The 22,569-nt window shown below is 63.6% G+C and carries 13 protein-coding genes and 1 pseudogene; 8 read left to right on the top strand and 6 right to left on the bottom strand.

Annotated features, from left to right (window positions below; translation table 11 throughout):
• Nucleotides 1–3 precede the first annotated feature (3 nt).
• From ACT3TS_RS04750 to ACT3TS_RS04725, 6 genes are all read left to right on the top strand, one after another.
• A complete protein-coding gene (locus ACT3TS_RS04750; protein ID WP_444530340.1) occupies nt 4–2,730 on the top strand; it encodes a restriction endonuclease in 2,727 nt (908 codons plus the stop codon).
• Between the two features lie 101 nt (nt 2,731–2,831).
• The gene (locus ACT3TS_RS04745) at nt 2,832–4,028 is read left to right on the top strand and encodes a DUF3320 domain-containing protein (protein WP_444530339.1); all 1,197 of its coding nucleotides are present in this window, start codon (nt 2,832–2,834) and stop codon (nt 4,026–4,028) included.
• 92 nt (nt 4,029–4,120) lie between these two features.
• Complete coding sequence (locus ACT3TS_RS04740; protein ID WP_444530338.1) at nt 4,121–4,519, top strand: hypothetical protein; 399 nt, start codon at nt 4,121–4,123, stop codon at nt 4,517–4,519.
• Nucleotides 4,520–4,624: 105 nt separating this feature from the next.
• Nucleotides 4,625–7,036 (top strand): accessory Sec system translocase SecA2, encoded by a 2,412-nt coding sequence (secA2, locus tag ACT3TS_RS04735; protein ID WP_444530337.1) that lies wholly within the window; start codon nt 4,625–4,627, stop codon nt 7,034–7,036.
• 69 nt (nt 7,037–7,105) lie between these two features.
• Nucleotides 7,106–7,669, top strand: a complete 564-nt coding sequence (locus tag ACT3TS_RS04730; protein WP_444530336.1) for a dihydrofolate reductase family protein — start codon at nt 7,106–7,108, stop codon at nt 7,667–7,669.
• A 110-nt stretch (nt 7,670–7,779) separates the two neighbouring features.
• Nucleotides 7,780–10,230 carry a glycosyl hydrolase family 95 catalytic domain-containing protein gene (locus ACT3TS_RS04725; protein ID WP_444530335.1) on the top strand — a complete coding sequence of 817 codons (2,451 nt, stop codon included), beginning with the start codon at nt 7,780–7,782 and terminating at the stop codon, nt 10,228–10,230.
• 69 nt (nt 10,231–10,299) lie between these two features.
• On the opposite strand, the gene yicI is transcribed toward ACT3TS_RS04725, so the two are convergent.
• On the bottom strand, nt 10,300–12,498 hold the full coding sequence (yicI, locus tag ACT3TS_RS04720; protein WP_444530334.1) for an alpha-xylosidase: 2,199 nt from the start codon (nt 12,496–12,498) through the stop codon (nt 10,300–10,302).
• On the bottom strand, nt 12,495–14,519 hold the full coding sequence (locus ACT3TS_RS04715; protein ID WP_444530333.1) for a beta-galactosidase: 2,025 nt from the start codon (nt 14,517–14,519) through the stop codon (nt 12,495–12,497). The genes yicI and ACT3TS_RS04715 overlap by 4 nt, the downstream gene beginning before the upstream one ends.
• Before the next feature lie 163 nt (nt 14,520–14,682).
• Between ACT3TS_RS04715 and ACT3TS_RS04710 the strand changes: the two genes are divergently transcribed.
• Entirely contained in the window at nt 14,683–15,714 is a 1,032-nt protein-coding gene (locus ACT3TS_RS04710) for a LacI family DNA-binding transcriptional regulator (protein ID WP_444530332.1), read from the top strand.
• Here ACT3TS_RS04710 and ACT3TS_RS04705 read toward each other — a convergent pair.
• The 4 genes and pseudogenes from ACT3TS_RS04705 to ACT3TS_RS04690 form a co-directional block, all read right to left on the bottom strand.
• A complete protein-coding gene (locus ACT3TS_RS04705) occupies nt 15,711–16,646 on the bottom strand; it encodes a carbohydrate ABC transporter permease (RefSeq protein WP_444530331.1) in 936 nt (311 codons plus the stop codon). The two genes, ACT3TS_RS04710 and ACT3TS_RS04705, sit on opposite strands and share 4 nt — an antisense overlap.
• Before the next feature lie 5 nt (nt 16,647–16,651).
• Nucleotides 16,652–17,679, bottom strand: a pseudogene (locus tag ACT3TS_RS04700) (ABC transporter permease).
• 23 nt (nt 17,680–17,702) lie between these two features.
• The gene (locus ACT3TS_RS04695) at nt 17,703–19,370 is read right to left on the bottom strand and encodes an extracellular solute-binding protein (RefSeq protein ID WP_444530330.1); all 1,668 of its coding nucleotides are present in this window, start codon (nt 19,368–19,370) and stop codon (nt 17,703–17,705) included.
• Nucleotides 19,357–19,485 carry a hypothetical protein gene (locus ACT3TS_RS04690; protein ID WP_444530329.1) on the bottom strand — a complete coding sequence of 43 codons (129 nt, stop codon included), beginning with the start codon at nt 19,483–19,485 and terminating at the stop codon, nt 19,357–19,359. The genes ACT3TS_RS04695 and ACT3TS_RS04690 overlap by 14 nt, the downstream gene beginning before the upstream one ends.
• A 177-nt stretch (nt 19,486–19,662) precedes the next feature.
• Here ACT3TS_RS04690 and ACT3TS_RS04685 point away from each other — a divergent pair, with 177 nt between their 5' ends.
• On the top strand, nt 19,663–22,554 hold the full coding sequence (locus tag ACT3TS_RS04685) for a glycoside hydrolase family 3 C-terminal domain-containing protein (protein ID WP_444530328.1): 2,892 nt from the start codon (nt 19,663–19,665) through the stop codon (nt 22,552–22,554).
• Nucleotides 22,555–22,569 lie beyond the last annotated feature (15 nt).

Genomic DNA, 22,569 nt, shown 5'->3' with positions numbered 1-22,569 from the left:
ACCATGAAACTTAAGTTTGACGCAACTCAGAGTTATCAGCTGGCGGCGATTGACGCCGTTGTAGATCTCTTTGAAGGCCAGCCACTGGCGCAGAGCACATTTGAGAGTTCCTACGTCGAAGAAGGTGTGCTTTTCACCGAGTCTGGCGTTGGAAACAACATGGTCATTTCCGACGAACAAGTAATGATCAATCTCCAAGATGTGCAGCACCGGGACAACAACCATGTTCCTGCCGCTGCTCGTGACCAAAAGCTGGTGCTCAGCCGCTCGAGCGACAAATCGCTCGCGTGGGGCAACTTCAGCGTGGAGATGGAAACAGGCACGGGTAAGACTTACGTCTACCTGCGAACAATTCATAAGTTGCGGCAGAAGTACGGTTGGCGGAAGTTCATCATCGTGGTGCCGTCCGTGGCGATCCGCGAGGGGGTGCTGCAGAGCATCAAGGGGATGAAGGAGCACTTCGGAGAGGTCTTCGAGAACCAGTCGTTGGACGCCTGGGTTTACCAGTCCAAGAACATCAACAAAGTGCGCAGCTTCAACCGCGACAACGACCTGAAGGTCATGGTCATGACCTTGGATTCTTTCAAACGGGCTGGCAACGTACTCTACAAGGACATCGAGGGGCTGGGGCAGGGCATTGACCTGATTGCGCAGACTCGGCCCATCGTCATCATGGATGAGCCACAGAAGATGGAAAGCATGAAGAGCAAAGCGGCCATCGCCCAGCTCCAGCCTCTGTTTACCCTGCGCTATTCGGCAACGCACAAGGACCGCTACAACCAGGTCCACAAGCTGGATCCAGTGCGTGCGTACGACCTAGGCCTGGTGAAACAGATCCAGGTGAGATCCGTGCTCCAGGACCATGATTTTAATGCCACCAACATCTTGGTGAAGAACATCGTGGCGTTGAAGAGCTCGGTTCAAGCCTCGCTTGTCATTGATCTTCAGGGGCCCAAGGGCATTGTGCAAAAAACCGTTGTAGTCTCACAACAGGGGCAGGATCTCCTTGAGATGTCCGGTGGTTTGAGCCAATACCGAGGCTGGGTTGTCGAGGACATCAACGCCACTGAGGAATCGGTGTCATTCGCCAACGACCGCGTGTTGTACAAAGGCGACCAGCAGAGCACTGACCGGGATGCCATGATGAAAGCACAAATCTACGCAACGATCGAAAAGCACCTCCAGCATGAGAGATACCTGAAAAATCACCTCACCATGCCGGGCGAGCGGGTCAAGGTGCTCTCTGTCATCTTTATCGACAAGGTGGCCAACTATGTGGGCTCCATTGAGGAGCAGCCCAAGATTCGGTGTTGGTTTGAGCAAAGTTATGCGCAGCTGAAGGATGAGCAGCGTTTCGCCGGCCTTGACCTCCCTGATGTGGATGAAGTGCACAGCGGCTACTTTGCCAAGAGCAAGACCGGAGCCGCCAAGGATACGAGCGGCGTAACCGCCGATGACCAGGTCATCTATGACGAGATCATGCGGGACAAGACCAAGCTGCTCAACCTAAGTAATCGCCGTCGTTTCATTTTCAGCCACTCGGCGCTGCGTGAAGGATGGGACAATCCCAACGTCTTCCAAATCTGCACCCTCAATGAATCCAAGTCCGAGGACCGCAAGCGCCAGGAAATTGGCCGCGGTCTCCGACTGCCAGTCAACGAGTCCGGTATTCGCTGCCTGGATCCGCAGGTCAGCAAGCTCACGGTCATCGCCAACGAACACTACGAGGACTTTGCCAAGTCCCTGCAGAGCGAAATTGAGGAGGACACGGGTGCCAAGTTCGACGGCGGCCGCGTCGTAAACGAGCGCGAGCAGGTCGAAGTCAAGGTGCGCATCAATTTGAAGAAGGACCCGGACTTCCTGAAATTGTGGCAGAGCATCCGCCCCAGGACCCGTTATCAGGTGACCGTTGACAGCGAGAAGCTGGTGGCCGACGTCGTGAGCAGGCTGCAAGGCCAACTGGCAGTCAATGCCCCCAAGATCCGCTATGTGGATGCCTCGGTCGCAATCACTGCAGGAACGAAGCAGAAACGCGGTGGTGTCGAAGCGACGCAGTCTTCTTTGTCCAAGGTCTACTCAGCAGAAGCTCACAAGCAACGCATCCCGGATGTCATTGCCTACCTTCAGCGAGAGACGGGATTGACCCGTGCCACCGTGGCAAAGATTATGGTTGAGTCGGGACGACTGGGACAGCTGAAGGTCAATCCGCAGGGCGTGCTGGACCTCATCGCCAGAACGGTCAATGAGTCCAAGGCCCGGCTCATGGTGGAAGGCATTCAGTACCACCCAATTGACGAAGATGAGCTGAACTTCGCGTGGGAACAGGGCATCATTTCTGACGGTGAAGGCTTTGTTGACAGCAAGTATTTGGAGGAAGTTGAGTTCTCCGTCTACACCCACGTCCGCTACGACTCAGGCGTTGAGCAAGCCTTCGCCAAGGCGCTGGATGACATGTACGACGATGTTCTGACGTACTTGAAGCTTCCTGCCCGATTCAAGGTGCCCACTCCTTTGGGTACCTACAACCCGGACTGGGCAATTCTGCGCAAGCAGGTCATCGACGGTAAAGAAGTGGCGCTGTCACTGGTTGCTGAGACAAAGTCCACCAGGAACATCGACGAGCTGCATCCGGATGAAAAGGCGAAGATCCTGTGCGGGCGGGCCCACTTCAAAGCCATTGACGTGGACTACAAGGGGCCCGTGGTGACGGTGGAGGACCTGGACGCATAAGTCCATGAGCCTGCTCTGTTTCAGGGCAAGCTCATGGAATGTCAGACCCTCTTCGTAGTCTCAATGGTGTAGGTACAAATCACGAGCAAGGGGACGCGGGAATGACACCGAACGACGTTGTAGGCAGTGCCAGCACCATCTTGGGCAAGGGTTTGGATGCTCATATTGCCAAAGTTATGGCGCCCATTATTGGTGAACTGGAATGGCCGCTGGTTCTGAAAGAGCTTGATGCTGGTAAGGGCAAGATCGGCTACATCTACGCCTGCAATGATGTTGCCATGCAGCTTCGCGTGATCACGGAACGGCTGGGCGGAATCGGCCATCCCTTCGACGCTGGCGACTACAACCGCACCATGAGTTCCTATGGTGGCATCCTGCGCATCTTCCGGAAGCGTTGGGCGCACAATGATGAATTCAGCCACTTTGAGGCAAGCCATCTTCTGGACACGGTCCGAATTGTAATGACCCACATTGGTGATGTTGTCCGGGCAGAGGAAGCGGCGTCACTTCACACTCGCCTCGTCGGTGAACTCTCCAGTGATTCGCGGACATTGGAAACCGCCGAAGAACCTGAGCTCTTGAAGGATCCTAACCGGGATGAATTCCCTACGAGGTTTGAAATTGCAACTACATGCCGCGGAATGTTGGACAGGTCCAAAGGGTTTGAAGATGCGCCCCGCGAACCCGGTCTCCAAGGCTTCCATTCCATGGGCCATGAAACCACATGGGAACCGTGGGAAGTCACCGTCATGGGCGTCCAGGATGATCTTGACAGGCACCGCACCAAGGCGGCACAGCAAAATGCCCGTGCCATCATTGAGGTAATTGTCGACACCGAGGCCCCCATTCATGCCGAGCGTCTGGCAAAGCTCGTGGGAAATGCCTTCGGTCTGAAGCGGGTGCAAAGGGATCGGGTAAAAAGTATCTTGCACCAGATGACCAAATCGGACGTGGTGGAGGACAACGACGGGGTCGTCTGGGCAAAGAGCGTTGATCCCCAGCGTTGGTTGCTGTACCGCAGTTGCGGGGAAGGTGTAAGAGCGTTCAACGACGTCAGCCCGGTGGAGTTGGCCAACGCCATTGTCGCAGTGCTAACGAACAAAGGCAGCATGGATCTAGATGCTCTGCGGTATGCGGTGATGAACGCATTTGGCCGGAAAAAAACCAGCAAAACTGTGACCGACCACTTCAAAAAGGGGTTGGCTCAAGCCGTGGAATTCGGTCGAATCATTGAGACTGGCGGCTCTGTGAGTCTTGCGCAGACCGTTGACCTCAGTGAAGAAATTGCTTTGGTGTAATCGTGCCCAAAGCATGGGGCGTTGGAGAGTATGAACCCCGCCATGGGCCTGCACCAATTTGCGTCCCCGCGCGGGAATGGTTGGAGATCGCTGTGCCGGATTTCCCGGCGGTGGACGAGCGCCGGGAACGGACATGGACCCGCACCGAGACGGCCAAGGTAGTTCTTCTCTACGACGCAGGCTGCTCCATCTACGACCTGGAAGAAGCTACCCGCATCGAGCTCCGCCACGTTGTCATCCGGCTGGTCCGCCTGATGTTTGGCGCCCAGGGCTGCCTCGACGACGAAAACACCGCACCCTTGTCGGGTGAAGCGTACTCACGAGAGGACCAGCAGCTCATGCGCGGCATGCTCCGCCAGGGAAGCTCCCTCGCTGTCATTGCGGAGGCACTGGGGCGGACCCAACTGGGTGTCGGCTGGAAGCGTTTGTCGCTGCAGATACCCACGCTTTCGGCGGAGCTGCGGGAAGAATATGCGGCAGACGCCCGCTAGCCCGGACAAGCCGTCCCGTCGGCGGCTCATGTGCTTCCGCACAGGGGCGGGCGGCAATATTTCATACAACAATGGGATGATGACGCAATGGGCATGAACAACCGCATGAACAACGAAACATCCGCAAAGCAACGGGCCGCCAAGAGCAGGCCCTTGCTGGGCAACAAGTTCAAAAATTGGCTCATGAACACCCCCGGCGTCGTGGAAACGGCAGTCCTGGGCACCGTTGCCAGCCGGGCAGCCGCCCAAGCCGCAACACTGCAGCAAACACATGCGGCACCGGGGCAGGCGGCCGCAGCGGCGCAGCAGAAGTTAGCCAGCCTGCGAGGGGCGGCCGCGGTCTGGAGCGACGCCGAACTGGAAAACTACCTGTCGTGCGCGGTCGTGCTGCTGGAGGAGGCGCTCGGGATGACCCTCTTCGACACCCAGTTGCTGGCGGCAGCCAACATGCTGCGCGGAACGGTCGTCGAAATGGACACCGGCGAAGGGAAAACCCTTGTCGGGGCCGTCGTGGCCGGAGCCCACGCGGCGCGCGGCCGACGGGTCCATGTGCTCACCGTCAACGACTACCTCGCCCAGCGCGATGCGCACTGGATGCACCCGTTCTACGAGCTTCTGGGCGTCAGCGCCGAAGCAGTGACCTCGGCAACGGACGCAGCAGACCGCAGGAGCGCCTACCTGGCGGATATCGTCTACGTCTCCGTCAACGAGCTTGGCTTCGACGTCTTGCGGGACCGGGGCTGCACCGAACCGGAAGAGGCAGTCCTGCAACCCTTTGATGCCTGCGTGGTGGATGAGATCGATTCGGTGCTGGTGGATGAAGCCACGGTTCCCCTGGTCCTGGCGGGGCGGGCTCGCAGCGAACTGCAAAGTGTTGACGTCGCAAGTTTCGTCAAGGAGCTCCGGCCTGCGGCCGATTACACGGTTGACGCCAACAAACGCAACGTCTCCCTGACGGATGCCGGCCTGGCCCGGGTTGAGGCGAGGTGGCCCGACGTCGAACTTTATTCGGCGGCAGGCACGCCGTTGTTTTCCTCCATCAACGTCGCCCTGCACGCACAGGTCCTGCTGCAGCGCGACGTCGACTACATCGTGCGCGACGGCAAGGCCGAAATTGTGTCCGATTCGCGCGGGCGCGTGGCCCACCTGCAGCGCTGGCCGGACGGCCTGCAGGCCGCCGTGGAAACCAAGGAAGGCCTGCACCACACCGAGCAGGGCGAGGTCCTGGACCAGCTGCTGGTGCGCGACCTCGTCAAGAGCTTCGGCAGCGTCACGGGCATGAGCGGCACCGCCGTGGCGGTGGCGGATTATTTGCGCACCCATTACGAGCTTGACGCGGGCCGCATTCCGCCGCACAAGCAGTGCATCCGCCAGGACCGGGCGGAGCAGGTCCATTCGACAGGGGCGCAGCGCGACGCCGCTGTCATCGCCGCTGCGATCACGGCCCACGCCACGGGCCAGCCCGTCTTGATCGGCACCCATGACGTGGCCGCGTCGGAGCGTTTCACCGCCCTGCTGGCCGACGCAGGCATTGACTGCCAGGTCCTCAACGCCCGCAACGACAGTGTCGAGGCGGACATCATTGCGCAGGCCGGGCGCCGGGGAGCTGTCACTGTGTCGACCCAGATGGCCGGCCGGGGCACCGACATTCTGCTCGGCGGCAGCCCCGCCAACGCGGAAGCGCATGGCGACGTGGCCGCACTGGGCGGGCTGCTCGTCATCATCGTTGGCCGCTACTATTCGCCGCGGCTTGACGCGCAGCTGCGCGGCCGGGCCGGGCGGCAGGGCGACCCCGGCGCCAGCATCATCTACTCCAGCATGGAAGATCCGGCCGCCAATGGACAGGAAGCCCATGGCCTGGAGCTCAGCGATTCCGTGGACCAAGACACGGACGACGCCGGACTCGTCACCCGGGCGGGCGTGTCCAGACTTCTTGACCGCGCCCAGCGCCTGGCCGAACAGGAACGGTTCACCACCCAACAAAACTCCTGGAAGTACAACGAATTGATCGCCTACCAGCGCAAGGTGGTGCTGGCGGAGCGCGACAGGGTCCTCCACGACAGGGCGGCAGCGCTGGAGATCCTGGACAGCACGGACAGCACGGACATCGCGGGATCCGGCCGGCTGGAAGAGCTGCGCAGCATTCTGGGCGGCGTGGAGCTGGCCCGGGCGTGCCGGGCCGTGCTGCTCTTTGAACTCGACGCCCTGTGGAGCGACCACCTGGCCCTGCTCTCCGAGCAGCGTGCCGCCATCCACCTGCGGGCACTGGGACGGCAGAATCCGCTGGATGAGTTCCGGCGCGAGACCATCCGAGCCTTCGAAGGCTTTCTCGACGACGCCCATGCCGCGGCGTTGGAGACCGTGGAGGCGCTTGAAATTGCGGACGGCCGCGTGGATCTGGCAGCTGCCGGCATCCGGCGCGGCTCCACCACATGGACGTATGTTGTTGATGAAAACCCCTTCGGCAACCAATCGGATGCGATCGTGAAGTGGTTGTTGAAAAAGCTCGGCAAATAGCTGGCCGCCCCGGCAAAATGGGCGAATACTGGTGATCAACCGGCCCACAATTTGCAGGAGGCGGCAGCCATGGCCAAGCTCATCTACGCAGCGATCACCTCACTGGACGGCTACATTGAGGACCGGGAGGGCAAGTTTGACTGGGCCATGCCGGACGAAGAGGTCCACAGCTGCATCAACAACCTTGAACGCAGAATCGGCACCTACCTGTACGGACGCCGCATGTACCAGACCATGCAGGTGTGGGAGGAATTCTACGGCCAGCCCGACCACACCCATGTGGTGCGTGACTACGCCAACCTCTGGCACATGGCTGACAAGGTGGTGTTTTCCCGCACCCTGGACCACGCCACCACTGCCAGGACCCGGCTGGAGCGGGTCTTTGACCCGGAAGCTGTCCGGCAAATGAAGAACGGGGCGGACGAAAATCTGGCGGTGGGCGGGGCCGAACTGGCCGGGGAGGCGCTGCGTGCCGGGCTGGTGGATGAAATCCACCTCTTTGTCACGCCGGTGATTGTCGGCGGCGGGAAGGCGGCACTTCCCGAGACCACGCAAACCCGGCTGGAACTGCTGGGCCAGCGGCGCTTTGACAACGGCGTCGTCCAACTTCACTACCTGGTGCAGAACGGCTGAAAAGCAACCGGAACCGGCCGTCACAAACGCCTGAACGGCAGGCCTTTCTGGAAGCATGGACACGGGGAAAAGCACCCGCCGCACCGCGGACCACACACCAGAAAGCAGCCATGACCCAACCACGCCCGGCCGGCGCCCTTCTCACGGATCTGCGCCCGCCCCGCCAGGCCGCGGCTGCCCACACCCTGTGGTTCGACGCGCCCGCGCAGGAATTTACGCAGGCCCTGCCGCTGGGCAACGGCAAGCTCGGTGCCATGTGCTACGGGGGAACCCGGCAGTCGCGGATCCAACTCAATGACGCCACGGCTTGGTCCGGTTCACCCGGAAGTGAGGCGGCCAACGGGGCCGGCCGTGGCGACGGCCCGGCTCTGGTTGTCCGCGCGCGGGAGGCCCTGGCCGCCGGGAAGCACGCTGCCGCCGAGGCCGAACTGGCCAAGCTAGCCACGGGCCACACGCAAAGCTACCTGCCCTTCGCCGAACTGGTGCTGGACTTCGGTGACCAGGCGCATCCCGAACCGCCGCCGCACTACCGCCGCAGCCTGGACTTGCGCAGCGCCGTGCACGAACACAGCTACACCATTGCCGGCCGGACCATCACCGGGCAGACCTACATCTCGGCCGCACACCAGGTGCTGGTGCTGGAACTTCAGGTGGCGGGCGGCCGCCTGCCGAAGGTGACCGCCTCGCTGGTGAGCCCCCTGCGGGTGGCGGAAACAACTGTGGGACCGGGCACGCTGGGCCTGGACCTGCAGCTGCCCACTGATGTCGCGCCGTCGCACGCCACCCCTCCCACCGGAGTGCAATACAACCAGCCCGGCCGGGAATCGCTCCGCGGTGCCGTCGTGGCACACTGGCAGCATGACGGCGCTGAGCTGGATGGCACCGAGCTGGAAGGCACCGGGCTGGATGGCACCGAGCCGCACGACGGCGGGAGGCTGGCTGCCGCCGGCATCTCCCGACTGCGCCTCGTGGTCTCCACCGGAACGAATTTTGCCGGGCCGGGACAGGCGCCGGACCCCGACCACGCCGCGGCCAGGGCGCGTGCCACCGCATGCGTGCGGGCGGCCTCGGCACTTTCCACGGAAGATCTTTTGGACGCCCACATTGCCGGCCACCGGGAACTCTACGGCCGCGCGGAGCTGGACCTCGGTGAACCAGCGGGGGACCAGTCCCGGCCGCTGGACCGGCGCCTGCGCGAGAACCCTGCCGACCCCGCGCTCGCCGCCCTGCTCTTCAACTACGGCCGCTACCTGCTGATCAGCTGTTCCCGCCCGGGCACCCTGCCCGGCAATCTGCAGGGCATCTGGAATGAAGAAATGCAGCCGCCGTGGAGCTCCAACTACACCATCAACATCAACACCCAAATGAACTATTGGGCAGCCGAAGGCGCAAACCTCGCCGAATGCCACGAACCGCTCTTTGACCTCCTCGACGCCCTGTCCGCAGCCGGACGCCACACGGCACGCACCGTGTACGGGCTCGACGGCTGGGTGGCCCACCACAACACCGACGCCTGGGCCTTCACCTCGCCGGTGGCCGGCGACGCCGCATGGTCGTTTTGGCCCATGGGCGGGGCCTGGCTGGCCACCCACCTCTGGGAACATGTGCGCCACGGCGGCGGCAGCGATTTCGCGGCCGAACGGGCCTGGCCGGTCATCAAGGGGGCCAGCGAATTCTGCCTCGGCTGGCTGGTCCCACAGCCCGACGGCACGCTGGGCACCTCCCCGTCGACCTCACCGGAAAACCACTTCCGCACCGCCGCCGGTGTCATTGCGGCCGCAAGCCACAGTTCGACGGCGGACATCGCCATCATCGGCAGGCTCTTCCGGGCGGCACTTGAGCTGGCGCCCGAGGCGGACCCCCTCGTGGTGCGGCTGCGGGATGCCCTGCGGAGGCTGCCGGAGATTCCCGTGGCGCCGGACGGCACCATCCAGGAGTGGTCCGAGCCCTTCGAGCAGCCGGAGCCACTCCACCGGCACGTCTCGCAGCTGTACTTTGCCTACCCCGGCGAGACTGATCTTGACCCGGCCCTGGCTGGCGCCGTGGCACGATCGCTCGATGCCCGCGGCGACGATTCCACCGGCTGGTCGCTGGCCTGGAAACTGGCGCTGCGGGCCAGGCTCAGGGACACCGATGCGGTGGAACGCCTGCTGGCGTTGGTGTTCAGGACCGCCGGCGGGCAGCACGGCCCCCACGCCGGGGGCCTGTACCCGAACATGTTTGCCGCCCACCCACCGTTTCAGATCGACGGCAACTTTGGCTTTGTGGCGGGCGTGCTGGAATGCCTGGTGCAAAGCCATGCCGGCCGGATCGAGCTGCTGCCTGCCGTGCCAACGGTATGGCCGGAAGGGGCCGCCCGGGGTCTGGTGGTGCGCCCCGGGCTTGAACTGGATCTGGCCTGGGCCACGGACGCCGGCACGCCGGTGCTTGTCTCGGCCCGCCTGCGGGCCCGTGCGGCGCACACCGCCGGTGAGGTGGGCGTCGGCTGGGGCGCGCGAACCGCCGTCGTGCGGGTCAGTGAAACGGTGTGGACGGAGCTGGGCCCGGCAGACTTTTCCTAAGTTGACGAGCTGCGGGGTTGGAGGTCAGCTGATCCCCAACCCCGCAGTGCTGTTAGCCGCGTCCTGGCGTTACCGTTCGACGGCGGTGACCTGGCTGCCGCTGTTGTTGCCGTGCACGTTCGTCACGGTCACGTCGAAGACGGCGCTCCCGCCGCCCTGCGTCGGGATGGCAACGACCGACTGCTGGCCCTCAACGGGGGCGAAGGCGGTGAACTCGACCTCCCGGGGCCAGTCGTATTCGGGCCTGTCGGTGACCGTTCCGAGGGGGAGCACGGCGCCCGGCCGGACATAGGTGGCAGACTCGAACACCGAGAAATTCTTGTTCTGCCAACCCGGTCCGGTGATCTGCTCGCCCGTTTCAAGATGCGTCCAGGTGCCCTCGGGCAGGTAGAACTGCACGGAGCCGCTGGCATCCATGACGGGGGCCACCAACAGGTCCGAGCCCAGCATGTACTGCCGGTCCAGGCCCGCGCAGCCCGGGTCCTGCGGGAACTCCAGGAACATCGGGCGCATCATGGGCGTCCCGGCGGCGTAGGCCTCCTCCGCACTGGCCAACAGGTACGGCATCAGGCGCATCTTGAGTTCGGTGAAGTGCCTGAGGACGTCGCTGGATTCTTCATCCACCAGCCACGGCACCCGGTAGGAGTTGGAACCGTGCAGGCGCGAATGCGAGGACAAGAGGCCAAAAGCGATCCAGCGCTTGAAGACGTCGGCGTCGGGGGTCCCCTCAAAACCGCCGATGTCGTGGCTCCAGAAACCAAAGCCGGAGGATGCCAGGGACAAGCCGCCGCGCAGCGACTCGGACATGGCAGCGAATGATGATTCGCAGTCCCCGCCCCAGTGGACGGGCAGTTTCTGCCCGCCGGCGGTGGCCGAGCGGGCGAACAGCACGGCCTCGCCCTGGCCCAGTTCCTTGGTCAGCAGGTCAAAGACGACCTGGTTGTAGAGCTGCGCGTAGTAGTTGTGCATGCGTTGCGGGCTGGAGCCGTCGTGCCAGCGGACGTTGGTGGGAATCCGCTCGCCAAAGTCCGTCTTGAAGGAGTCCACGCCCTGGCCCAGCAGGGTCCGCAGCTTGTCCTGGTACCAGCGGGCTGCCTCCGGGTTGGTGAAGTCAACCAATGCCATGCCGGCCTGCCACATGTCCCACTGCCAGAGGGATCCGTCCTCCTTTTTGACCAGGTAGCCCAGTTCCATGCCTTCCTTGAACAAATGGGAGCGCTGGGCGATGTAGGGGTTGATCCAGACGCAGACCTTCAGCCCGCGGTCGTGCAGCCGGCTCAGCATCCCCTCGGGATCGGGGAAGGTGGCCGGGTCCCAAATGAAGTCCGACCAGTGGAAGGCGCGCATCCAATGACAGTCAAAGTGGAACACCGACAGCGGCAGACTGCGTTGTTCCATGCCGTCGATGAACGACATGACGGTTTCTTCGTTGTAGTTGGTGGTGAACGAGGTGGACAGCCACAGCCCGTAGGACCAGGCGGGGATCCGGGACGGGCGCCCGGTCAGTTCTGTGTAGCGGGCCAGAATGTCTTTCGGGGTGTCCCCGTGAATGACAAAATACTGCAGCTTCTGGCCCTCAACACTGAACTGGGTGCGTGAAACAACCTCCGAGCCCACCTCGAAGGAGACCTGCTCCGGATGGTTGACGAAGATCCCGTAGCCGCTGTTCGTCAGATAAAACGGGACATTTTTGTAGGCGAGCTCGCTGGAGGTGCCGCCATCCTCGTTCCAGATGTCAACAGATTGGCCGTTCTTGACGAAGGCACCAAAGCGCTCACCCAAGCCGTACACATTGGTCCCCACTCCGAGGGTGAGCTGTTCGTGCATGTAGTTCTTGCCGGCAGCGTCGGTGATGGCGCCGATGCTGCGCGGCACCGAGCTGGTGAGCACGTGGCCGCCGGCCATGAAGTCAACGCCCCAGGCGCCGTCGGTCTTGATTCGTGCGCTCAACGCGCCGGAGGCATAGACAGCCTGTCCGTCACCGATGGAGATGTTGACGTCCGGGTTGGCATCCGCGACCTCAAAGTGCGGTCCCGGATCCAGGGCCCCCTGAAAATGTTCAATCGTCACGGAGATGACATCCGGCAACGGGGATTCGAAGGTGATGGTCAGCTGCGGGCAGTTCAAGGCGTCGCCGCGGGACTTGATCGGCTGGGTGGGGGCGAAGACCGAGAGTTTGCTGCCCTCGGCGACGACGTCGGAAACGTCGCGGGGGTTCAGTGCCGTGATCCCCGGGCGGTGCAGCCAGTATCCGTCGGTGAATTTCATGAATGGACTCGATTTCTCTTGTGTGAAAGTACGGTGGCCCCGTGCGGGGCAAGGGTGACGGTGCTGGTGGTGCTGGTGGTGTCGGGAAGGACCACGGAACGGGTGGTGGGACCATGGTTGAGCAGGAAAAGTTTGTCACCGCGCTGGACGGCTTCGACGTCGTCGGGCAGCCCCTGCGGCACCGGAACCTCAATCCCGGCAGCACGGACGGCTGACATGACCAGTGATTCCAGGGCCGGGCCGGGCAGGTCTGCGCCTGCGTACCAGGCTTCACCGGTGCCCCATGGATTTGCGGTCACGGCGGGCTTGCCGGCCAGGCGGCCGCAGCCGAAGTAAGCCAGGGTTCGGGTGTCGGCGCCATGAAGTTCCAGGTCCTCGGACCAGAGCGTCGCGTGGATGTCCAGCAGGTTCAGCTTCGCGTCCGGACTGGTGAAGACCACGGGCACGGGTCCGGCCAGCGGCAGCCACTCTTCGCCCGAGACTCCCAAAACGTCCGACAGGATCCGGGGGAACCTGCCGGTGGCGAGTTTGGCTTCCGTGTCGGCCACTGCGCTGAAGGGGCCCACCAGGATGTGTCCGCCGGCCGCCACATAGCGTTTCAAGGCGTTGGCTTGTTCCTGGGCCAGAATGAACAAATTGGGCAGCAGCACCAGGTCAAAACGGGCCAGGTCCGTGTCCGGGTGCACCACCTCCACGGCCAGGCCATGACGCAGCAGCGGCCGGTAGTAGGCCATCAGCTGGTCCATGACCTTGAGCTTGTCCGAGGGGCGGGCGGCGGACTCGGCAGCCCACCAACTGGACCAGTCGAACAAGATCGCGATCAGGGCCTGGCTGGCGGTGCCGGCCAGCTCGCCCAGCTGGGCCATTTCGGCTCCAAGTGCGGCAGCCTCACGGAACACGCGGGTCTCCGGGCCGGCAAGCGGCACCACTGCCGAGTGGAACCGTTCGGCCCCAAACGCCGATTGCCGGAACTGGAAGAAGCACACGCCGTCGGCTCCGCGGGCCACGGCGGAAAGCGCGTCGACCCGCAGTGCCCCGGGCTCCTTGGCAACATTGTGCGGGCGCCAGTTCACCGCGGAGGTTGCTGATTCCAGCAGCAGCCAGGGGTTTCCGCCAGCCAGGCCGCGGCACAGGTCGTGGGTGAGTGCGCCCAGCTGCCACGACTGCTTGTCGCCCGGATCCGTGTACCAGTCGTTGGCCACGAAGTCCGTTTCCGTCGCCAACTTAAAGTAGTCAAGACCCTGGAAGAAGCCCATCATGTTGGTGGTGACGGGGTGCTCGCTGTCATGGCGCCGGATGATGTCCCGTTCGGCACGGTACAGGGACACGAGCTGCTCGGAGGTGAAACGCTTGAAGTCCAGTTCCTGGGCCGGATTGCCAATGTAGGGGGCGTTCCGCGGCGGCAGGATCTCCTCCCACGTTGAATACTGCTGCGACCAGAACGTGGTGCCCCAGGCCTCATTGACCCGGTCCAATGAGGTGTGCCGGTCCATGAGCCAGCGCCGAAAAGCGCACGCCGTCTCGTCGTCGTAGCTGATTTGGCCCAGTTCGTTTCCAACATGCCATATGGCCACGGCCGGATGGTTGGCATACCTTTCGGCCAATTTTTCGGTGACGGCAGCGGCGGCCGCACGGTATTTCGGTGAGGACGGGTTGAACTGGTTGCGTGAGCCATACCAAAGCGTGTGGCCTTGGGCGTCAGTGGGCAGCGTTTGGGGGTATTTCCTGCCCAGCCAGGGTGGCGGGGACGCCGTGGGGGTGGCGAGGCTGACCCTGATGCCGCCTGCATGCAACAAGGCCAACACCTCATCCAGCCAGGCGAAGTTCCACTGGCCCTCGGATGGTTCCAGCTGCGCCCAGCTGAACACCCCCACCGTGACCAGGTTGATGCCGGCCTCCTGCATGAGGGCAATGTCGGCCGGCCAGCTCTCCCGGGGCCATTGTTCAGGGTTGTAGTCGGCCCCGAAGAGCAGCCCGTCACTCGGCATGGCCGGGGCCAATCCGAGTTGTTGCTTGTTCATGAAATTCCTTTTGCCATGGGTGGGTTGAGTCGAAAGGACTGAATATTCTTTCGATGAAAAGAGTGCGGTAATTATGGATATCTGTTGTGTTGCATGCTCAGATAGACTCGAAGCGGTTCGCTGAAATGCCGGGCCGCGGAGGGACTGCTAGAAGGAGAGTGGCATGGCCACCATGAACGATGTCGCCCGGGCTGCCGGCGTGTCCACCAGCACTGTGTCCTATGTCCTCAGCGGCAAACGGACCATTTCGGCCGACACCCGGAACGAGGTGCTGGCAGCCATTGAAAAGCTCGGCTACAGCCCCCATGCCGGCGCCCGGGCACTGGCCTCGAACAGGTCCAACGTCCTGGGCCTCGTGGTGCCGCTGCGGGCAGATGTCAACGTCAGCGTCGTGATGCAGTTTGTCGCCGCCGTTGTCACCACCGCACGCACCTTCGAGCAGGACGTGCTGCTCCTGACCCAGGACGACGTCGGCGGAATCGAGCGGGTGGTGTCCCAGTCGGTTGTTGACGGGCTGGTCATGATGGACATTGAGGCGAAGGATCCACGCATCCCCCTGCTGGCGAAGCTGGGCAAACCCGCCGTGTTGATCGGTGTGCCCGACGATGCCTTCGGAATCAGTTGCGTTGACTTTGACTTCGCCGCCGCGTCCAGAATTTCGGTGCGCCATCTGCTGGAGCTGGGTCACCGCCGGCTGGCCTTGATTGGCTCCCCGCAGGCCTCCCTGGAACGCCACGCCACTTATGCGGACCGGGTGCGCAGCGGTTTCGAGGACGCCTGCCGCGCCGGCGGCGTTGACTTCGCCAGCCGCGCCTGTGAATCCACCTCGGGTGCCCTGGCCGAAGCGCTGGAGGAGCTCGTCACGGGCCCCGATGCCGCGACCGGGCTGGTGGTGCACAACGAGTTCCTGCTGCCGATGCTGCGGGACACCCTCGCGACCATGGGATTGAAGATCCCCGGGGACCTGTCGGTGGTGGCCATCGCGCCCACCGATGTGGCGGTCTCCAGTACTGTGCCATGGACCGCCGTGAGCATCCCCGCGCATGACATTGGCCGGGCCGCCGTCGAAATGGTCATGGAACGGCTGCATGCCGAGAAGCCCGCCGAGGTGCGGCTGATTGTGCCGACCTTGGTGCAGCGGGCCACCACAGGGCGGGCCACCACCGGGCAGGCTGTGGACGGTGCTGGTCACTAGCCCTTCACCGCACCGATCATGACGCCCTTGGTGAAATGCTTTTGCACGAACGGGTAGACGAACAGGATCGGCACCATGGCGACAACTATCACGGCCATTTGCAGGGCCAGTGATGCGGCGACACCCTGCCCCACGGCGATCTGTCCGGGCACGGAAACGCCCTGCAGCACATAGGAACGCAGCACCACCTGGAGCGGATTCATTGAACTGTCATTGATGTACAGGATGGCGTTGAAGAAGGCGTTCCAGTACCCGACGCCGTAGAACAAGGCGATGACGGCCGAGACGGCCTTGGACATGGGCAGCACGATCTGGCCCAGAATCCGCCATTCGCTGGCCCCGTCGATCCGCGCACTGTCCAGGATGCCCTGGTCGATGCCCATGAAGAACCCGCGCAGGATGATGATGTTGAACACCGAGATGCAACTGGGCAGGATCAGTGCCGCATAGCTGTCGATCATGCCCAAACCGGACACCAGCAGGTACGAGGGGATCATGCCGGCGGCAAAGAACATGGTGATCAGCAGGACAAACAAGAGCGGCGTGTGCGCCAGTGTGCCGGGCCGGGACAGCCCGTAGGCACACAGCACGGAAACGACCATGCTTAAAACGGTGCCGACCGCTGTAACGCCAACGCTGACCATGATGGCCCGGGTGACAACGCCTCCCGTGAAGATCTGCCGGTACGCATCCCAGCTTATGTCGCCGGGGACCAGCACAAGGCCTCCGGCGTTGGTGATGACTGACTGGGGCGAAAGGCTTGTCAGCACGATCGTGTACAGCGGCAGCAGCACGGCCAGCACCACAATAACGAGCGTGGTCGACTTGGCAACTTTCGCCGTCCGGGTGGGTTCCTCCTCCCACGCCGCGCGGGCAGGTTCGCTGCTGCGCGGCCAACCGCGTCCGGCCTGTTTTTTGTGTGACTTTGACATGGTCGTCATGACTTGGAATACACCCCTGCTTCGCCGAATAGGTGGGCTACTTTGTTGGCCCCGAGAATAAGTGCCAGCGACACGACGCCCTTGAGGAGCCCGGCGGCCGCGGCATAACTCCAGTCGCCGTTTGGACACCCGTGTAGTACACGAACGTGTCCAGAACTTCGGCCGCCCCGGCGCCGACGGCGTCACGCTGCAGGATCAGCTGCTCGAAACCAACCGACAGGGAGTCTCCGAGACGCAGGATCAACAGCAGGATGATGACCGGGCGCAGCCCCGGCAGGGTGATGTGCCACATCCGGCTCCACCGGTTGGCGCCGTCCACCGCTGCGGCCTCGTACTGGGAGGGGTCAATGGCGTTGAGCGCGGCAAGGAAGACGATCATGCCCCAGCCCGCGTCCTTCCAAATGGACTGGGACGTGATCAGGAACAGGAACGTGTCGGGGTTGGTCATGATGTCCAGGCCCTGCCAGCCATGGGCCAGCAGCTGCTGGTTGAGCAGCCCCGCCCCGCCCAGAATCTGTTGGAACACGGCCACGACCAGGACCCAGGAAAAGAAGTGGGGCAGGTACACGACCGCTTGAATGGTGGCGCGCAGGGACGGGCGAACAAGCGAGTTGAGCAGGATCGCCAGGCCGATCGGAATGGGAAAGAAGAAGAACAACTGGAATGCCGTGATCACCAGGGTGTTCTTGACGGCCACCCAGAAGTCGCCATCGCTGAGCACCCGGGCAAAGTTCTCGAAACCGACCCACGGACTGTTGGCAATGCCCACGAACGGCGAGTAGTCCTGAAAGGCAACGACGTTGCCCATGATGGGCACGTAGGCGAAGAGGGCCAGCAGCAGGACCGCCGGCAGGGTCATGAAGATCATGGCCTTGTCGCGGCGGAACCTGGCCTTGAAGCCCAGCCCGGTCCGCACACCCGCCGGCAGGGCAGCCGTGCCGCGGGTGCGCCGGGGCCGGCCGGAGCCGGTGGGTGTGCCGGGAGGTTCGGTGTCCGGGGCAGCAGCGGTGCCCGTCTTCACCAGCGTGGCCGTGGAGCGCTGCCCGTTCACGCGCTCAAGAATCCTGTGTAGAACTCACGGAGCTCATCGCCGCCGTCCTTCTTCCATGTGGCGATCGCACCGTCGAGATCGCTGATCTTCTTGCGGCCGCGGGCAATGTCCATGGACAGGTCGTCAAAGGGCTTGCTGAGCGAGCCGAACTTGCTGGGCTCTTCGATCTGCAGCCCAAAGAACTCTTCCTCGACAACAAACGGGGCCTGGCGGGCTTCCCAGTCGCTGGCGGACTGCACGTAGCCCGGGTACTGGACCATGGCGTTGACGATCGGGGGGCTGACCAGAAAAGCGTAGGTGCTCGTCACTTCGGCGCGGCCCTTGTCGGTGGCCTGCGGGATGTTTTGTTCATCGCGCTCGTAATGAACACCTTCAACGCCGTAGTTGATCAGCTGGTATTCCTCGGTGCCAAACGGGGCAGCCATGAAGTTTGCCAACCCCAGGATTTCCTCGATCTTGGCCTTGTCGCTGTTCTTCTTGATGAAGCTGAAAATGCTGGCAGGCGCTCCCCGGTAAAGGGTGGGATCGCCGCCGTCGGGAGCGAAGAAGTCCATGGGCTGCATGTCGTACCTGGGGTTCGTTGGCAGGACCCGCGCCAGCGATTCGTGCCAGCTGCCCAGGCCGTCGCTGGCCATGAGCGAGGCGCCGGACTCAAAACGGGACTTGGACTGCTGGGCGTTGCCGGCCACGGCGTCCGGATGGACGGCTCCGGACGCAAACAACTTGGCGATCCATTCCAGGGCGGCGCGGTATTCGTCCGTTTCCACCTGGTTTACGAGCGCACCGTCAACCAGTGACCATTTCGGGGGCACGCCAAACATGAGCTGCGCGCCAGTCCAGACATCTTCGGAACCCCAGCGGTTTTTAGCGGGATTTGTCAGCTCCTTGGCAATGGAAAGGTACTCAGCGGCAGACTTGGGTGCTTCCAGGCCCATCTCGGTGAAGATGTCCTTGCGGTAGAAGATGGCGTTTGTCAGGACGGTGGAGGGATACGGCAGCCCGTAGAGGCCGCCGGCAAAGGAACTGAACTTCCATGCCGCAGTGGGGAGGTTGGCGAGGTTCGGGTATTTCTTGATCTTGTCGCCGGCCAGGAACGGGGTGAGGTCCTCAAACACGCTGGTCGCGGCCTGGCTGAAGCGCGGCGGCAGGTTCCAGGAAGGGATGACGACCCAGTCGGGGACGTTCTTGGGCGAGGCGAGCACCGTCTGGATCTTGTCGCCGTAGCTGTTGCCATCGTTGACCTGAAAGTCGACGGTGGCGCCGAGGGCCTCGTTGACAGCCTGGTAGTAGCTGTTGTCAGCCAGGGCCGGGGGCACCGTCCACCAGGCAGGAGTCATGGCCTTGTACGTTCCTCCCTTGCCCGGAATTTCCTTCACGGACTTGACCAGCGAGGCCGGGATGGTGGTGAAGCCGGGAGTGGAGCCGTTGACGCTGGCAATGTCAGGGGTGACCAGATCGATGGGAATGTAGCTCGGGACGACCTTGGCCACCGTCTCGGCCAGGCCCGACGACGATGTCACCTGAGCCTTGCTGGCGCCGTTGCCGCAGGCTGTCAGGACGGCCGCGGTGCTCAGGGCAACGGCGGAAATGCCGGCAAGCCCCAGAAATGACCTGCGGTTAATGTTTCCGGGACCCTTGCCGGCCTGCTGTTCATGCTTTGTCATAATGTGCCACTCCTTTGTGAATGCGGATGCCTTGAATCCGCAGCAATGCCGCTCGCTGCGGATGTCCGGCAATGGGGTCAAGCGAATTTGCTGCCAAACGAATCGAAAATTTCATCGATGAAAGTCGAAGCGCATCGATTGAATCGAGCGTAGGGCATGCATGGCCCATGACGCAAGAGCATTTTGTGTTGTAAGTCACTGGACTTTGGTGTAAGAATGGAGCCCAATCCTGCACGCAAGCGCTTAAACAGCGTGCCCAATTTCATCAATGCCGCATTTCAAAGGAACCGCCATGACCTTCCCTGTTGCCATGACTGCCACGGAGCCCGCTCCCGCGCCGCCCGCGGGCAGCCCCGAAGAACTCTTGCGGCAGTTGAACGCGGACGAGAAGCTGGCCATGCTGCACCAGCATTCCCCCGCCGTGGACCGTCTGGGCATCGCCGCGTTCGCGACAGGCACCGAGGGCGCCCACGGCGTGGCCTGGCTCGGAAAAGCCACGGTCTTTCCGCAGCCGGTGGGCTTGGCCGCCACCTGGGACGAAGACCTGCTGCGCCGCGTTGGCGAAGCGGTGGGTGCCGAGGTCCGGACAAAGCACGCGGCGGATCCGTCGGTCAGCCTCAATGTGTGGGCCCCCGTGGTCAACCCGCTCAGGCACCCGTTGTGGGGCCGGAACGAAGAGGGCTTCTCTGAAGACCCGGTGCTGACCGGCCGGTTGGCCTCGGCCTTCTGCCGGGGCTTGCGCGGCAACGAGCCTGATGTTTGGCAGACCACGCCCACCCTCAAGCATTTCCTGGGCTACAACAATGAGGTGGACCGCAACGTCTCCTCAACGCAGCTGCGCGCCCGGGTATTGCATGAATATGAGCTGCCCGCCTACAGCACGCCCATCGCCGATGGTGCCGTGGGCGCCGTCATGCTTTCCTACAACCTTGTCAACGGCATGCCGGCCCACGTCTCGGACCTCGTGGCCGAGCATGTGCGCCAGTGGCCGGGCGGCGCCGGGCTGGCGATCGTCACGGACGCGGGAGCGCCCACGAGCTTGTACACGGCCGAGAAGTACTTCCCGGACGCGCCGGCCGCCTATGCCGCGGCGCTGCTGGCCGGGGTGGACAACTTCACGGACGACGGCGCAGACTCCGCACCCTCCATTTCCCACCTGGCGCAGGCGCTGGAGCGCGGGCTGATTTCCATGGACGACGTCGATGCGAGCGTCCTGCGGCTGCTGCGCCTGCGAGCCGCAACCGGCGAGTTTCGGGGCGGCCCCGTGCCGCTGCCGTCGGCTGCCGACGAGGCCCGCCAAGCAGAGGCCCACCGACTGCTGGCCCGTGAAGCGGCGGCGAAATCCGTGGTCCTGCTGGCCAACAATCTCCCGGCCCCCTCCCCATCCCCCGCATCGGGAAGTCCGACGCCGGGCCCCCTCCTGCCGCTGCCGGCCGCACCCGGGCACGTGGCGGTGATTGGTGCGCTGGGAAGCCGTGTCCTCACCGACTGGTACAGCGGGACTCCCGAGTACGCCGTCAGCCTGGCCGAGGGCCTCGCAGAGCTGTATCCGGGTGTGGCAGCAGTTGGCGGGCACGACGTCGTCGCCCTGCGCAGCAACCGCACCGGACGTTATTTGGGCAGTGCAGGGGAGAAGGCCGCACTGGCCGCAAACTCCGCAGCGGCGGGCCCGGACCAGCTGTTTGAGCTGCAGGACTGGGGCGGCGGTGAAGCCACCCTGCGCTCGCGGACAAACGGGCTGCTGCTGGCGGCCGGGAATGACGGCTATCTGTACCCACGCGCGAGCCGGGTCGGCGGCTGGATTGTGCAGGAAACCTTCCGCCTGCACCGTGGCAGCGACGGCGGTGTGCGGCTGCAGCATGTTGGCACCGGCAAATGGGTCCATGTTGAAGCGCACACCGGAAGTGCCCTGCTGCTGGCCGGCGGCATTGACGTGGCCGACACTTTTACGCTGCGGATCCAGGAGAACGGCTTGGAAGCGGCTGCGCGGGCCGCCGGGGAGGCGGCTGTCGCCGTCGTCGTCGTTGGCAACGATCCGCACCTGGGCGGGCGGGAAACGCTTGACCGCAGCACGCTGGACCTTTCCCAGCGCGACCAGGAGATGGTGCGGGTGGTGCGCGAGGCCAACCCCAACACCGTGCTGGTGATTATTTCGTCCTACCCGTACTCCCTGGGCGAGCTGGCCGACGTGCCGGCGATCCTGTGGTCCTCCCATGCCGGCCAGGAGTTGGGGCACGGTCTGGCGGCGGTCATGTCAGGGGCGGTCGAGCCGTACGGGCGGCTCCCGCAAACCTGGTTTGCCAAGGACTGCGACCTGCCCGACATTTTGGATTACGACATCATTTCCGCACGGGCCACATACCAATACTCGACGGCGGAGCCGCTGTATCCAATGGGCCACGGCCTCGGTTATGCCGCGGTTGAGTACAGCAAACTGCTCGTTGCAGATCGCGGCGAGCAGGGCATTGAGGTGACGCTCACCGTGCGCAACACCGGCACGCGTGAGGCCGAGGAGCTGGTCCAGATTTATGTGGCAGCGCCCGGCCACCGCTTTGAGTTCCCGCGGAGGCTGCTGGCCGGACACAGCCGGGTGCGGGTGCCGGCAGGGGAGGCGCGCCGCGTCACGGTGACAGTGCCCCGGCCGCGGCTGGCCACCTTCAGTGTCACGGCGCTGCGCATGCTGACCGAACCCGGCGAGTACATTTTCCTGGCCGGCAGCTCGGCCGTGGATCTGCCTCTGGCGGCAAGCCTGGTCCTCACCGGGGTCGGCAGTCCTGACAGGCAGCCGGGCGACGAGATTCGCGCCGAGCATTTCGATGCCGCCCACGGCCTTGAACTGGTGCCGGAAATCCGCCTTGCCGGCACGGCCGCCGCCGTCATGGCGGGGCATGCCCGGGCGGTGGCGGAATACCGCAACTGGGCGCCAGCCCAGCCAGCCCAGTCGGCCCCGGCGTCTCCGGTCGGCCGGGGCACGCTATGCGTTGCCAGGAGCGACGGAGGACGCATCGCCTTCGAACGGGCCGGGGCAGCCGCGCGCTGGCTTCCGTGGGTGGGGCTGGACATCCCGGCAGGGAGCAGCGGCGAGTTCAGCTTCGAACTGCCGGCCACCCCTGATGCGGGGCCGGCCGACATCCGCATGGTCATGTCCGGGGCTGTTGCCGTGGCTTCGTTCCGTCTGGGATAAGGGGCGTTGCCGGCT

Source organism: Specibacter sp. AOP5-B1-6, from assembly GCF_052376555.1.
In the GTDB taxonomy this organism is placed as follows: Bacteria; Actinomycetota; Actinomycetes; order Actinomycetales; family Micrococcaceae; genus Specibacter.
This window is presented reverse-complemented; position numbering and strand designations above follow the sequence as displayed.

What these genes read in the sequence shown, in the direction of transcription:
- yicI (WP_444530334.1), bottom strand. Translation starts at nt 12,498, where the DNA reads ATGAAATTCACCGACGGATACTGGCTGCACCGCCCGGGGATCACGGCA.
- ACT3TS_RS04695 (WP_444530330.1), bottom strand. Translation starts at nt 19,370, where the DNA reads ATGACAAAGCATGAACAGCAGGCCGGCAAGGGTCCCGGAAACATTAAC.
- ACT3TS_RS04730 (WP_444530336.1), top strand. Translation starts at nt 7,106, where the DNA reads ATGGCCAAGCTCATCTACGCAGCGATCACCTCACTGGACGGCTACATT.
- secA2 (WP_444530337.1), top strand. Translation starts at nt 4,625, where the DNA reads ATGAACAACGAAACATCCGCAAAGCAACGGGCCGCCAAGAGCAGGCCC.
- ACT3TS_RS04750 (WP_444530340.1), top strand. Translation starts at nt 4, where the DNA reads ATGAAACTTAAGTTTGACGCAACTCAGAGTTATCAGCTGGCGGCGATT.
- ACT3TS_RS04715 (WP_444530333.1), bottom strand. Translation starts at nt 14,519, where the DNA reads ATGAACAAGCAACAACTCGGATTGGCCCCGGCCATGCCGAGTGACGGG.
- ACT3TS_RS04710 (WP_444530332.1), top strand. Translation starts at nt 14,683, where the DNA reads ATGGCCACCATGAACGATGTCGCCCGGGCTGCCGGCGTGTCCACCAGC.
- ACT3TS_RS04690 (WP_444530329.1), bottom strand. Translation starts at nt 19,485, where the DNA reads ATGAAATTTTCGATTCGTTTGGCAGCAAATTCGCTTGACCCCATTGCC.
- ACT3TS_RS04745 (WP_444530339.1), top strand. Translation starts at nt 2,832, where the DNA reads ATGACACCGAACGACGTTGTAGGCAGTGCCAGCACCATCTTGGGCAAG.
- ACT3TS_RS04725 (WP_444530335.1), top strand. Translation starts at nt 7,780, where the DNA reads ATGACCCAACCACGCCCGGCCGGCGCCCTTCTCACGGATCTGCGCCCG.
- ACT3TS_RS04705 (WP_444530331.1), bottom strand. Translation starts at nt 16,646, where the DNA reads ATGTCAAAGTCACACAAAAAACAGGCCGGACGCGGTTGGCCGCGCAGC.
- ACT3TS_RS04685 (WP_444530328.1), top strand. Translation starts at nt 19,663, where the DNA reads ATGACCTTCCCTGTTGCCATGACTGCCACGGAGCCCGCTCCCGCGCCG.